14 protein-coding genes are annotated in these 12,723 nt (G+C 57.0%); 7 read left to right on the top strand and 7 right to left on the bottom strand.

The window, feature by feature from the left end; all coding sequences use genetic code 11:
* Nucleotides 1-80: 80 nt before the first annotated feature.
* The gene (locus AC2FLA_RS16545; protein ID WP_496723626.1) at nucleotides 81-1,883 is read right to left on the bottom strand and encodes a PHA/PHB synthase family protein; all 1,803 of its coding nucleotides are present in this window, start codon (nucleotides 1,881-1,883) and stop codon (nucleotides 81-83) included.
* A 110-nt stretch (nucleotides 1,884-1,993) separates the two neighbouring features.
* On the opposite strand from AC2FLA_RS16545, the gene phaZ reads away from it, so the two are divergent.
* Together phaZ and AC2FLA_RS16555 are read left to right on the top strand one after the other, a co-directional pair.
* Nucleotides 1,994-3,265: a polyhydroxyalkanoate depolymerase gene (gene phaZ, locus AC2FLA_RS16550; protein WP_496723789.1), complete on the top strand. Its 1,272-nt coding sequence runs from the start codon at nucleotides 1,994-1,996 to the stop codon at nucleotides 3,263-3,265.
* 17 nt (nucleotides 3,266-3,282) lie between these two features.
* A complete protein-coding gene (locus AC2FLA_RS16555; protein WP_496723628.1) occupies nucleotides 3,283-3,855 on the top strand; it encodes a DUF6151 family protein in 573 nt (190 codons plus the stop codon).
* On the opposite strand, the gene AC2FLA_RS16560 is transcribed toward AC2FLA_RS16555, so the two are convergent.
* From AC2FLA_RS16560 to AC2FLA_RS16580, 5 genes are all read right to left on the bottom strand, one after another.
* Nucleotides 3,846-4,562: an alpha/beta fold hydrolase gene (locus AC2FLA_RS16560; protein WP_496723630.1), complete on the bottom strand. Its 717-nt coding sequence runs from the start codon at nucleotides 4,560-4,562 to the stop codon at nucleotides 3,846-3,848. The genes AC2FLA_RS16555 and AC2FLA_RS16560 overlap by 10 nt on opposite strands.
* Before the next feature lie 84 nt (nucleotides 4,563-4,646).
* Nucleotides 4,647-5,261 carry a hypothetical protein gene (locus AC2FLA_RS16565; RefSeq protein ID WP_496723791.1) on the bottom strand — a complete coding sequence of 205 codons (615 nt, stop codon included), beginning with the start codon at nucleotides 5,259-5,261 and terminating at the stop codon, nucleotides 4,647-4,649.
* A gap of 17 nt (nucleotides 5,262-5,278) precedes the next feature.
* A complete protein-coding gene (locus AC2FLA_RS16570; RefSeq protein WP_496723793.1) occupies nucleotides 5,279-5,707 on the bottom strand; it encodes a VOC family protein in 429 nt (142 codons plus the stop codon).
* A complete protein-coding gene (locus AC2FLA_RS16575) occupies nucleotides 5,707-6,702 on the bottom strand; it encodes an alpha/beta hydrolase (RefSeq protein WP_496723632.1) in 996 nt (331 codons plus the stop codon). The genes AC2FLA_RS16570 and AC2FLA_RS16575 overlap by 1 nt, the downstream gene beginning before the upstream one ends.
* Nucleotides 6,699-7,448, bottom strand: coding sequence for an alpha/beta fold hydrolase (locus AC2FLA_RS16580; protein WP_496723795.1), 750 nt, complete (start codon nucleotides 7,446-7,448; stop codon nucleotides 6,699-6,701). Before AC2FLA_RS16580 ends, AC2FLA_RS16575 begins: the two co-directional genes overlap by 4 nt.
* A gap of 195 nt (nucleotides 7,449-7,643) precedes the next feature.
* Here AC2FLA_RS16580 and thrS point away from each other — a divergent pair, with 195 nt between their 5' ends.
* From thrS to AC2FLA_RS16605, 5 genes are all read left to right on the top strand, one after another.
* The gene (gene thrS, locus AC2FLA_RS16585; protein WP_496723634.1) at nucleotides 7,644-9,602 is read left to right on the top strand and encodes a threonine--tRNA ligase; all 1,959 of its coding nucleotides are present in this window, start codon (nucleotides 7,644-7,646) and stop codon (nucleotides 9,600-9,602) included.
* A 222-nt stretch (nucleotides 9,603-9,824) separates the two neighbouring features.
* The gene (locus tag AC2FLA_RS16590; protein ID WP_058275886.1) at nucleotides 9,825-10,127 is read left to right on the top strand and encodes a BufA1 family periplasmic bufferin-type metallophore; all 303 of its coding nucleotides are present in this window, start codon (nucleotides 9,825-9,827) and stop codon (nucleotides 10,125-10,127) included.
* Between the two features lie 70 nt (nucleotides 10,128-10,197).
* Entirely contained in the window at nucleotides 10,198-11,055 is an 858-nt protein-coding gene (gene bufB, locus AC2FLA_RS16595) for an MNIO family bufferin maturase (protein WP_496723636.1), read from the top strand.
* The gene (locus AC2FLA_RS16600) at nucleotides 11,052-11,813 is read left to right on the top strand and encodes an HvfC/BufC family peptide modification chaperone (protein WP_496723638.1); all 762 of its coding nucleotides are present in this window, start codon (nucleotides 11,052-11,054) and stop codon (nucleotides 11,811-11,813) included. The genes bufB and AC2FLA_RS16600 overlap by 4 nt, the downstream gene beginning before the upstream one ends.
* Nucleotides 11,810-12,328 (top strand): DoxX family membrane protein, encoded by a 519-nt coding sequence (locus AC2FLA_RS16605; RefSeq protein WP_108860275.1) that lies wholly within the window; start codon nucleotides 11,810-11,812, stop codon nucleotides 12,326-12,328. The genes AC2FLA_RS16600 and AC2FLA_RS16605 overlap by 4 nt, the downstream gene beginning before the upstream one ends.
* A 1-nt stretch (nucleotide 12,329) precedes the next feature.
* Here the strand turns inward: AC2FLA_RS16605 and AC2FLA_RS16610 are convergent, their stop codons facing one another.
* On the bottom strand, nucleotides 12,330-12,698 hold the full coding sequence (locus tag AC2FLA_RS16610) for a hypothetical protein (protein WP_282119874.1): 369 nt from the start codon (nucleotides 12,696-12,698) through the stop codon (nucleotides 12,330-12,332).
* Nucleotides 12,699-12,723: the final 25 nt, after the last annotated feature.

The raw sequence follows: 12,723 nt of genomic DNA on the forward strand, positions 1-12,723 counted from the left end.
GGACAATATGGATGCCGCAACGCAGCATTGCAAGAATTTTCTTGCTGCACTGCAGAAATTCTTCACAGAAGAGTTATAAATCAACCGCCTGCCTTGACCTGCACATAGGTCCCCGGTGCCGGTGCCAGAGCGGGATGGCCCGAATCGCCGGGCGCGCGCGCGGGCACCTGCTTGCCCGACCGCTTCTTCAGCCAGGCCTCCCACCGGGGCCACCAAGACCCTTCATGATACGTAGCCTCTTTCAGCCAGGTCTCGGGATCTGCCTTCAGATCGGTATTGGTGTAATGGCCGTATTTCTTCTTGCTGGGCGGGTTCACGATGCCTGCAATATGCCCCGATTCCGAAACGATGAAGCTTTTCGACCGCGACCCCATCTGCTGCACACCGCGATAACACGCCTTCCACGCCGCGATGTGATCCGTCTCGCAGGTGATCGCCATCAGGGGCACGTCCACGTCGCGCACATGCAGCTTGTGCCCCAGCAGTTCGAACCCATCGGTGACGAAGTCATTGCGCTGACACAGGCCGCGCAGATACTGGACCGCCATACGACCGGGCAGATTGGCCCCGTCCCCGTTCCAGAACAGCAGATCGAACGCGGGCGGTGTCTCACCCATCATATAACTGCGAATCGCAGGCCCATAAATCAGGTCTTTGGAACGCAGAAATGACATCGTGCGCCCGATGATCCACGCCTTCAGAACCCCGTCCTCCGAGATCTGATCCTCGATCCCATCCACAAAGTCGTTCTGCAGGAAGGGCGTGAACTCACCCTGATCACCAAAGTCGGTCAGGGCCGTGAAGAATGTGGCCGATTTGATCGACTTGTCGCCGCGCTGCTTGAGCAGCGACAGCGTCAGGCTCAGCGTGGTGCCCGCGATGCAATAGCCGACCGCATTGACCTGTTTGACCTTGCAGATCGACTTGACCTCTTCGATCGCGGTCAGGAAACCGTCCTGGATATAGTCTTCCATACCGATATCGGCGTGGGATTCATTTGCGTTCACCCAGCTGACCACAAACAGGATATAGCCCTGCTCTGTCACCCATTTGATCAGACTGTTCTGCGCTTTGAGGTCCAGAATGTAGAATTTGTTGATCCACGGCGGGAACAGCACCAGCGGCGTTTCGTGCACCGTCTCGGTCGCCGGCTTGTACTGGATCAGCTCCATCAGCCGGTTACGATAAACCACATCGCCGGGCGTCGTCGCGATATTGCCACCCACCTCAAAGGCACTGTCATCGGCCAGTTTCACCACCATCTCGCCGTCATTGGCCTCGAGATCAGCCACCAGGTTTTCCAGACCCTGGATCAGTGACTGGCCTTCCGTCTCGACCGCCTTTTCCAGCGCATCGGGATTGGTTGCCAGAAAATTCGTCGGCGACATCATGTCGATGATCTGCTGCGAGAAGAATGCCAGCCGCTGCTTGTCCTGCACATCCAGATCCTCGACCGAAGCCACCGCCTGCGCGATGGCATCGGCATTTGTCTGATACTGCTGACGGATGAATTTGAAATACGGATTGGTCTCCCACAAGGGGTTGGAAAACCGCTTGTCCCGGGGACCCGATGCGGCCTCTTCTGCCTCGCTGCCTACCAGCGCCTGCTGCGCCTCGGCAAAGTTCAGAACAGACTGGCCCCAGAACTCGATCTGCTTCTCCATTAGCCGCGCAGGATTTTGCATCGCTTCAGCCCAGTACGCCGATGCTGCCTTTGCATAAAGCTCTTGATTCGGACCGTCCAAAGCAGGGTTGTGACCCTTCTTTCCCGACATCGCATCAACAAGTCGCTTCGAAAGCTCCTCCACCTTGTCCATATTTTCTTTAAGCCTCTCAAGGTGTTCCGGGGATAGCTCCGGTGTCTGGTGTTCACTTGTTGTCATTTTAACAATTCCCCCTTAACCTCGCTGCTATGCAGAATAATCGTCGTGGGCTTGGGGAGCAAAGCGACGAATGGTCCGACACTCACACCGGCAGCCAGGAGGCCCCCTATATGCGCTACATGATGACCTACGACCTTATGGAAACCATGCGCAACACGAACCAATGGATGGGGGCAACGGCCAGTGCTATGGCGTCTTACCCACTGTTTTCCATGATCCCCAACCCAGCGTTCAGCATGATGGCCGCATGGGGCGAGGTGACCGAGCGCACGTTTCAGCGCATGATCGCAAAGCCGGATTGGGGTATTCGAACGTTCACGTGTGAGGATGGCAAGGACCACCTTGTTGATATTGTTCCCGTAATGGAGCGCCCATTTGGCGACCTGATCCATATTCGCGTCAACGGACGGGAAGAACAACCCCGTAAGGTGCTGTTGGTGGCGCCAATGTCCGGCCACTACGCGACTTTGTTGCGTTCCACGGTCAAAAGTCTGCTGGTCAATTGTGAGGTTTACGTAACCGACTGGCATAATGCGCGTGATATCCCTGTTTCCGAAGGCAAGTTCGATGTCGAGGATTACACGCTGTATCTTGTCGATTTTATGAAAGAGCTGGGCCCGGACACTCATGTTGTAGCCATTTGCCAGCCCGCCCCTCTGACGCTTGCCGCAACCGCTTATCTGGCCGAGGTCGAGCCCAAGGCTCAGCCCAGCACATTGACCCTGATCGGTGGTCCGGTTGACCCTGATGCCACCCCGACCGACGTAACCGATTTCGGCCGTCGTGTGACCATGGGACAGCTGGAAGAAACCATGATCCAGCGCGTCGGCTTCAAATACAAAGGCGTCGGCCGCATGGTATATCCAGGCTTGCTGCAATTGGCGTCCTTCATGTCGATGAACGGGGATCGCCACTCCAAAGCGTTCACCGATCAGATCCAGCGTGTGATGCGGGGCGAAGCGTCCGATCACGATGCGCATAACCGCTTTTACGATGAATACCTGGCGGTCATGGACATGCCCGCCGAGTTTTACCTTTCCACGGTCGAGCGTGTGTTCAAAGACCGCGAGATCGCCCGCAATGAGTTCGTTGTCGCAGGCCACAAGGTCGATATCGGCAAAATCACCGATGTTGCGGTCAAAACGGTTGAAGGCGCAAATGACGATATCTCGGCGCCCGGCCAGTGTATTGCCGCGCTTGAGCTCTGCACCGGTTTGCCGGATGCCAAAAAGGCAAACCATGTCGAACCCGGCGCGGGTCACTATGGCATTTTTGCGGGCCGCAGCTGGCGGGATAACATCCGGCCGCTTGTGATTGACTTCATGAATGCAAATACGCGCAAACCAAAGCGTCGCGCCGCAAACAAAAACAAAGTGGCCTAAAAATCATGAGCAGGAAAATGGCGAAAGACACCCCATTTTCCTGCTCTTGCGGTTCCCTGCACGGGCGGATCAGCGCCGCAGGCGTGAAACACGGCACACATGTCGTGTGCTACTGCCACGATTGCCGCGCAGCCCAGTTGTATTTTAGGCAACCCGATCCTGCCCCCGGTCCTGTTGAAATCCTGCAGATGCTTCCGGAAGAGATCCTTTTCGACGGTGGCGCAGAGCATCTCGCGCTGATGCAACTGAGCCCCAAAGGGATGATGCGCTGGTATGCCAGTTGCTGCAATGCGCCACTGGCGACCACACCAACAACGCCGAAGTTCCCATTCGCAGGTTTGATCGTCAAACGTATCCCCGACCCAAGTGGGTTGGGGCCAGTCACCACGCGCGGGTTTATCCCCACAGGCCACGGCAAACAGACCCATGAAAAGATTGGGTCGGCCGTATACGGGCTGGTGACCCGCGTCGCGAAATCGCGGATGTCAGGTAGCTGGAAGAACACACCCTTCTTCGACCCAGAAACCTTCGACCCGGTTGTCGAGCCTGTGATCCTCAGCAAATCCGAGCGCGCGGCCCTTTACCCATAAGTGGTTCGCGCAGGCATGTTTAACCAGTTCTCAAGTGCTTCATTGACAACCTGAGGCGCTTCGAGCGTTGGCAAATGCCCCGCATCCTCAACCACTTTGAGTTCCGCATTTGGGATCAAATCTGCCATAAAGGTGTGTTTTCTTACGGGTGTCAGCAGGTCATGGCCCCCACACAAGACCAGCGTGGGCACCTTGATCATTCGCAGCGCACCTTGCTGATCCGCGCGCCGCTGCAAAGCGCGCATCTGGCGTTCAAACACATCTGCGCCCTGATCCAATGCCATGGAGGTCACATCACTCAGAATGGGAACGCGCCTTGGTCCCGGGGCTAGCGTGTGCGACCCAAGGATCTTTCGCATAACCTCTTCGAGCCGTCCGGCCTTGGCGCCAACCATATGCTCTTCTCGTGTTGCCGCGATCTGCGGCGTGTCGGCCTGCGCATCTGTGGCCATCAGACACAGGCGCGAAATCCGGTCGGGCGCCCGACGAATAAGTTCAAGCGCCACCACACCACCCATACTAAATCCAGCAAGCGCAAAGCGGTGTGGCAGTTGATCCAAAAGGCCCGATGCGATCTCTTCAATCCGCTCGCCCAACGAAACCGGTGCAACCGTGACCGCACGCTGACGGGAAAAGTGGGCGATCTGAGGGGCGAATACCCTAGAATCGCACATCAATCCGGGCAATAGAACCAGCGGCTCGATCAATCGCGGCCTCCTTCGTCTCAGCTTCTTGAGTGGCTTTGTTTTTTAACAGGATGAGAGGTTTTTTCGGCCTGGGCAAGTTAAACTTCACGGATAGGCAATACCGCGAAACGTGGGAAAATCCGCATAGCGCTTTTGACGAGTCTTCAGGTCTTCGCCCGGATTTTCGCCCGCACGCAACAGGCACCCGCGCGGGACGATGTAGCTGTCGATGCGCTTGATGGGAATTGGTCGCCACACCAGATTGAAGGCGCAGAGTTTTGGAAAAAACCAAATCTCGGAATACTCCAGATGGTCGTGCATCCACCACGCCAGATCGCGCCAATCCCGGCCTTCCGCATAACGATCCGCGAACCACGGAATGACAATCGACGCCCCAGCAATCCGATCATCGCCGGTACCCCAATCCCAGATATGGCACTCCAGTGGATTATCGTTTCGGGCACAGTTTAGCCGGTTTTCATTGCCAAATTGATTCAACGACGGCGATCGGTAACCGGACCGAACCGCCACTCGTCCGAACGTTTCCTCTAACGGGTCCAGTAACGTCTGGCAAAAGGCACGACCGGTTTCGATGGCAAGATCAGGATTGTCGGGAAGGTTCTGTTTTTCATGGAAATTACCAATCTCGGAATACAGGAAATCCCGCATGAAAAAGTGCCGGGACAGGCGCACGCGGCCAAGAGTTTCAAGGCTCCACATGCTACCCGGCTTACGCATCACCCATACCCGTTCCAGCGAAACGCCCCATCAGGGGCCAGAGGTGAGAACGGGTTGAAAGCGACCTCCCAGATCGTGCCTTCGGGTGCGCGGAAATAACCGTGATGCCCGCCCCAGAACACATCCGAGGCCGGTTTAAGAACCTCGGCACCGGCGGCCTGAACCTTGCTCAAAACCTGCGCGACATCTTCCTTTGACCGGCAGTTATAGCTAAGCGTCAGCGCCCCACGGCCCAAGGTGCCCACGTCAACACCAATCTCATCGGCCAGTGCCGGCAGAGGATACAGCCCCAGCGTCTGCCCGATCAGATCAAAGGCAATCACACCGTCCGGGCTGTCGACACGTTTCCAGCCGATCTTTTCATAGAATGCGGCCGCAGCTTCCGGGTCTTCCACCCCGACAGTGATAAGGCTGACGCGCTGTTCCATCATTCGATCCCTTGCTCTTTCAACCATGCCAGAATACCAGCTACGGCAGCATCCGTCTGTCCCGGAGACATCAAGCGTCCGGCAATAACATGTGACGAAGGGTCATCGCCCGGCCCCATCGTAACCGTCTGAACACTTGCAGGCCCGCCCCAAGCTTCGGCCACCTTGTGGGTCAAGTCCGGGCGCACAACCTGATCATCGTCAGAGAACCAGAACAACGCCGGGACACGCGCCTGCGAGAAGTCCATGGCATAAACAGTCTCAACCAAGGCGGTCATGGGCACAACTGCCTCCCACGGATAAACCGACGACCAGTACTTGTTCTTCTCGGGATCCGGCCCCGAGACGTCCCGTTCTTCCCCCATGATCAATGGCAACCAGCTTCGCGCCCATGGAAGACCCGGTATCCAAGCACCGGGCGTGTTCACGCCAAAGTTCGGAGAGACAAAGACCAATCCGGCTACGTTTTCTTTAAGCGCGTCGTCCAATGCTGCCGCCGCAGCCAGCGTTCCACCGGTCGAGGTTGAAATCACGACGACCTGATCGCCCACAGCACGGGCGGCGGCCAACCCTTCGGCCATATCCTGCATCCAGCCCGAGGCGGTGCCTTCGGCCATCGCCTCCCCGTCGCGCCCATGACCCTGCAAGCGGGTGTAGACCAGATTGGCCCCCAGCGCATCGGCGACCATGTCCGGGACAGGGCGAATTTCCTCGGACGTGGCGGAAAACCCATGCAAATACAATATGGAAACCGGGGTGCGCTGTTCCTTGAACCCGTTTTGCCAGACAACCCGTTTCTCAACACCCGGAGTTATGTCATCGAAAGCGGACTCGACGCTTTCGAAATAGACCTGCACCCCTTCGCCAAACTTGCGTGGCTCGAACGTCGGGTTCAGGTTCACCTCTTCGCGCGGACCGAACCAATAGATCAGGGCACCAGCCGCGACCAGCACCAGAAGAACACGCCCGATGGCTTTGCCCACCCCCCGGATCATTGCGCGCCCATCACTTCAAGCACGGCGTTTTCGATGATTTCCAGGCATGGCCCGTCCGAGAACCTGTGGTCTGCATCCTTGACCAAGAGCAGGCGCATATCTGAACCGGTGGCATGTTCCACCAGGCGCACAGCGGTTGCGGTGGAAACAGCAGTATCTGCGGTCCCTTGCAGAAAACGCACCGGAAACTGAAGATTAATTGCATCCCGCAGAACCAACTGCTGTCTTCCGTCCTCAATCATGCGTTTCGTGATGATATAAGGCTCCATATAGTCAGAGGGTAATTCGACATACCCTTCGGTTTCCAACACCTGTTTTTGCGTGTCAGAAAACGACGCCCAATAACCGTCTTCAGTGAAATCAGGCGCGGCGGCGATGGTCACCATCCCTACAATCCGATCCGGCATTGCCTTCGCCAGCAAAAGCGTTTGCCAGCCGCCCATAGACGACCCGACTACGATCAGCGGCCCATCGGTCAGCGCAGTCACCGCGGCCAACGCATCCTCGTGCCAGTCGCCGATGCATCCGTCCTCAAATTTGCCCGAGCTCTCGCCATGGCCCGAGTAATCGAACCGCAGGAATGCCTGACCGCGCGCCTTGGCCCAAGCCTCAAGATGCACCGCCTTGGTGCCATCCATGTCAGACTTCAGCCCGCCCAAAAATACAACCGTCGGCCCTGCCCCATCGCTTTTGTGATAAGCCAGCCGCCGCCCTTGCGCCGTTTCCAGAAAATCCGTCGCTGCCATGTCGCCCTCTTTCCTTTTGGGGTTCATCATGCACGGCTGCCCGGTGGCTGCAATTCCCGAATTCGAACCTCCCGCCGCGTCAGCCACAGCGCGGTTGGGTGCTTGACAGGTCATGCTGCAACTGCCAAATGGATCGAACACACATAACCCGCAACCGGGCGTTCAGTGGGCGCCAAACCGACGAGGAGAGCCGATATGGCCCTGGACTCACAGTCAGTCTCCCTTACTTTTCCCGATGGCAATTCCCGATCCTTCGACGCAGGCGTTACGCCCGCGCAGGTCGCTGCCGACATCTCGACCTCACTGGCCAAAAAGGCCATCTCAGCCACCGTGAACGGCCAGCACTGGGACCTGCAGTGGCCCATCGAATCTGACGCGCAAATCGCCATCCACACCATGAAAGATGAGGAACAGGCCAACGAGCTGATCCGTCACGATCTGGCGCACGTGATGGCGCGCGCGGTACAGGAAATCTGGCCTGCAACCAAGGTCACCATCGGCCCCGTGATTGACAACGGTTGGTACTATGATTTCGACCGGGAAGAACCGTTCACGCCCGAAGATCTCGGCCTCATCGAGAAAAAGATGAAAGAGATCATCAACAAGCGCGATCCCGTGACCACCGAAATTTGGGACCGTCAGCGCGCAATCGAATTCTACAAGGCCAATAACGAGCCTTATAAAGTCGAGCTGATCGAAGCCATTCCGGGTGACGAACCGCTTCGCATGTACTGGCACGGCCACTGGCAGGATCTCTGCCGTGGCCCGCACTTGCAGCATACCGGCCAGTTGCCGGGCGACGCCTTTAAGCTGATGAGCATTGCTGGAGCCTATTGGCGTGGCGACAGCGACCGCGCAATGCTGCAGCGCATTTATGGCGTGGCCTTCACCGGCAAGGAAAAGCTTAAAGCGCATCTGCATATGCTGGAAGAGGCTGCCAAGCGTGATCACCGCAAGCTGGGCCGCGAGATGAACCTGTTCCACATGCAGGAAGAAGCGCCGGGCCAGATCTTCTGGCATCCGAACGGCTGGAAAATCTATACCACTCTGCAGGACTATATGCGCCGGATGCAGGAACGAGACGGCTATGTCGAAGTGAACACGCCACAGGTCGTTGACCGTAAGCTGTGGGAAGCGTCTGGCCACTGGGACAAATATCAAGAGAACATGTTCATCGTCGAAGTGGACGAAGAACACGCCCGCGAAAAGGCGATCAATGCGCTGAAGCCGATGAACTGCCCGTGTCACGTGCAGGTTTTCAATCAGGGTCTGAAGTCTTATCGCGACCTGCCTCTGCGCATGGCCGAGTTCGGATCTTGCGCGCGGTATGAACCCTCGGGCGCTTTGCATGGGATTATGCGGGTCCGTGGCTTTACGCAGGATGACGGCCATATTTTCTGTGCCGAGGAACAGATCGAATCTGAGACCGCCAAGTTCATTGCGTTCCTGTCCAAGGTCTATGCTGACCTCGGGTTCCATGACTGGACCATCAAACTGTCGACTCGCCCGGAAAAGCGGATCGGATCGGATGAAAGCTGGGATCTGGTCGAAAAGGCGCTGGGTGATGCCTGTAAGGCAGCGGGCTATGACTATGAGGTTCTGGAAGGCGAAGGCGCGTTCTATGGCCCCAAGTTGGAATTCACTCTGACCGACGCGATCGGCCGGACATGGCAGTGCGGCACCTTGCAGGTTGACCCCAACTTGCCCGAACGTCTGGATGCCAACTTTATCGGAGCTGATGGCGGCAAGCATCGTCCGTTCATGCTGCACCGTGCGACATTGGGCTCGTTCGAACGCTTCATCGGTATCCTGATCGAAGAGCATGCTGGCAAGTTGCCGTTCTGGTTGGCCCCGCGACAGGTCGTGGTCGCCTCGATCACGTCAGAGGCGGATGACTATGTATTGGAAGTTGTCGAAACGTTGAAGGCCGCAGGCGTGCGGGCCGAGGCGGATATTCGCAACGAAAAGATCAACTACAAGGTTCGCGAGCACTCGGTCGGCAAGGTGCCTATCATTCTGGCCGTCGGTCACCGCGAAGTTGACGAGCGTACGGTAAGTGTGCGCCGCCTTGGCGAAAAACAGACACAGGTTCAATCGCTTGAGGCTGTAACAAAAGAGTTGTCTTTGGCGGCTACCCCGCCTGACCTTCTGTAACATTCGGCGATAATTTGCACGGAATCCGACCCCAAATTCGGGGTCGGATTGAAACATTTTCCATTTTTCATTTCAAAAACAGTTTGTTAACCTTCAAGATGGCATTACGCTCTTTGACGGGGTTGTGAGACACGGGCTCGTGAATTCACCTGCCCCGATTTAGCTACTACCTTTGTCATTGTCACAAGAAGACATACGCAGTCATCAAAAGGGATTACCGAGATGTCGAACACCGCAAAAACCCTGGTTATCGCAAGCGCAGTTGCAGCAGCCGTATCCGGCGTCGCCACAACCGCCTCCGCACAAGCCAAAGAGAAATGCTATGGCGTTTCGCTGGCCGGTCAGAACGACTGTGCCGCTGGCCCCGGCACCACCTGCGCGGGCACCTCGACCGTTGACTATCAGGGCAATGCCTGGACACTGGTCGACGCTGGAACCTGCGCCGATATCGAACTGCCCAAGTCGGCAGATGGTGCAGCGCGTGAAGGTTCGCTGGAACCGCTGGAGCGCGACCTGCCGGCATAAGCCCAAGCATCTGAGAATCGGAGGGGCGGGCCTTATCGCCCGCCTCTTTTCGTGACCGAAGGATTTGCACATGCTGGATAGTTCACTTCGATCGAACAGACTGCCCGCGGCACCGGGGGTCGGGTATAAACCCCAGCATTACGACCAGATTCTGGACCATGCGCATCCGGTCGGCTGGCTTGAAATCCATGCCGAAAACTACATGGGTGACGGCGGCAGACCGCTTGCGCAATTGCGCCACCTCTCTGAAAAATTCCCCATTTCCGTCCACGGCGTTGGCCTTTCGATCGGTGGAGAAGGCCCCCTGGACCCCGATCATCTGGCGCGCTTGAAACACTTGGTAGGGTGGCTGAACCCAGCCAGCTTTTCCGAGCATCTGGCCTGGTCGACTCATGACAGTTATTTCCTGAACGATCTTCTGCCCCTGCCCTACACTGACGAAACGCTGGAGCGAATCTGTGGCCATATAGACCAGGTTCAGGAAACCGTGGGACGGCAAATGCTGTTGGAAAACCCATCCAGCTATTTGGCTTTTGAAGAAAGTACATGGTCCGAGCCTGACTTCCTGCGGGAAATCGCACGTCGGACAGGATGTGGTCTTTTGCTGGATGTGAACAACGTCTTTGTGTCGGCAACCAATCTGGACTTCTCGCCGCAGAGCTACATCGACGCCTACCCGCTGGACAACGTCCACGAGATACACCTTGGTGGTCATGACGAAGACGAAGACGATCATGGCCGACCTTTGCTGATCGACAGCCACGGTCGCGAAGTCGTCGATCCGGTGTGGGCGCTGCTGGACTACGTGTTGAACCGTTCCGGCCCCAAACCCGTTCTGATCGAATGGGATACGGACGTACCCGACTGGTCCGTTCTTCGGGCCGAAGCAGATCGGGCTCAGGCGGCACTGGACCGCATTCCCGCATGAGCGTCTCGCAAACCTCGTTCCGCGTAGCCCTGCTTGACCCGTCGGCGGCTGTTCCGGACGGATTATGGGATGCCGCAGAACGCCCTGCCGGGCGGCGGTTCAGCGTTTACCGCAACAACGTGGCTGTTTCGCTGACCGAAGCGATGCATCAGGCCTTTCCCGTGATCGCACGACTGTTGGGCACACAGAACATGGATGGGCTTGCCGGGCTTTTCCTGCGCAAACACCCCCCGTCTTCACCGCTGATGATGTTCTACGGTGAGGAATTCCCCGAATTTCTTGCCGGGATGGAGCAACTGTCGCACCTTGGCTACCTTGCCGACGTAGCGCGTCTGGAACTGGCACTGCGCCGGTCCTACCACTCTGCCGACAGCCAGGCCGCACGACCCGATGCGCTGGCCATCCCACCGGAAGAGATCGTTCTGGCAAAGCTGGAATTTGCGCCATCCATGAAGGTTCTTCGGTCAGATTGGCCGCTGTTTTCGATCTGGCGCTTCAATTCCGAAGAGGGTGCACCCAAACCTGCATCCGGGTCCGAAGATATCCTGATCACCCGACCCGAATTCGACCCGGCCCCGCATTTGCTGCCCAAAGGCGGAGCGGACTGGATCGCCCGCGTTCAGGCCGGGGTTACCATTGGCGAGGCATTCGAACAAACCTCTGCCGAATTCCCCGAATTTGACCTTGGGGCCACTCTGGCGCTGCTTTTGCAGGGCGGCGCAATAACCTCTGTGACTATCGAAAGGCTGGCAACATGACTGCCCTGATCTCATTGCACAACAATACCCTGGGAAGGTTGGAATTGACCTCTGGCTGGTTGACACCGACCCTGGCACGGGTCGTGTTCATCGCGGTTCTGCTGTTCTATTTTTGGAATTCAGCAATGACGAAAATCGACGGTTCGATATTTTCGCCGTCTGCAGGCGCATTTGGTCAGATCTTCCCAAAAGCGGCCGAAGCCGCCTTGTACGATATTTCTCAGCTGACCATTATTCAGCGTATCGTGATTTTCCTAGGTACCGTTGCAGAGTTCGTTCTGCCCGCGCTGCTGCTGATTGGCCTGCTTACACGCCTGGCAGCATTGGGCATGATCGGTTTTATCTGGGTTCAGACCGCCACTGACGTTACCGGGCACGGCGTGAAACTTGGCAGCCTGTTCGACAATGCGATCTCACTGATAGACCAACGCATGATGTGGACTTTCCTGTTCCTGGTCATCGTCATTAACGGTGCAGGTCCGCTCTCGGCCGACCGAATCCTGCGCATTAAGTGACCTAGAAATGTGCCTTGGGCTCGTCCGGCTTTCCCGCGGCCAGCCCAAGAATGCCCGCCACGGCGGCAAAGGCCACCGGAAACATCGTAAAGGCGTTGAATCCAAACGCAAAATACATCCCGACGGCTGAGATCAGCAGCAATATTCCACCGATAAGGGCCCGCGCATGGGCCATTGCGCCCCCCGCGATGGCCAGCAAAGGCGCAATAATGGAAGCGGTCTGGATGAACTGTACGTTGTCCACTTGCTCAGCAAGGCCTTCGATCTCGCCGTAGTGGTTTATGAATTCGATATAGCCATAGCCAAAAAAGCCAACAATCATTCCGATCAAACCGGCAATGACGCCCAAAATCATTGATGCGTTGCGCATTTAAACCCTCATATTTACGTCAGAC

This window comes from Ruegeria sp. CDSA033 (genome assembly GCF_059612305.1).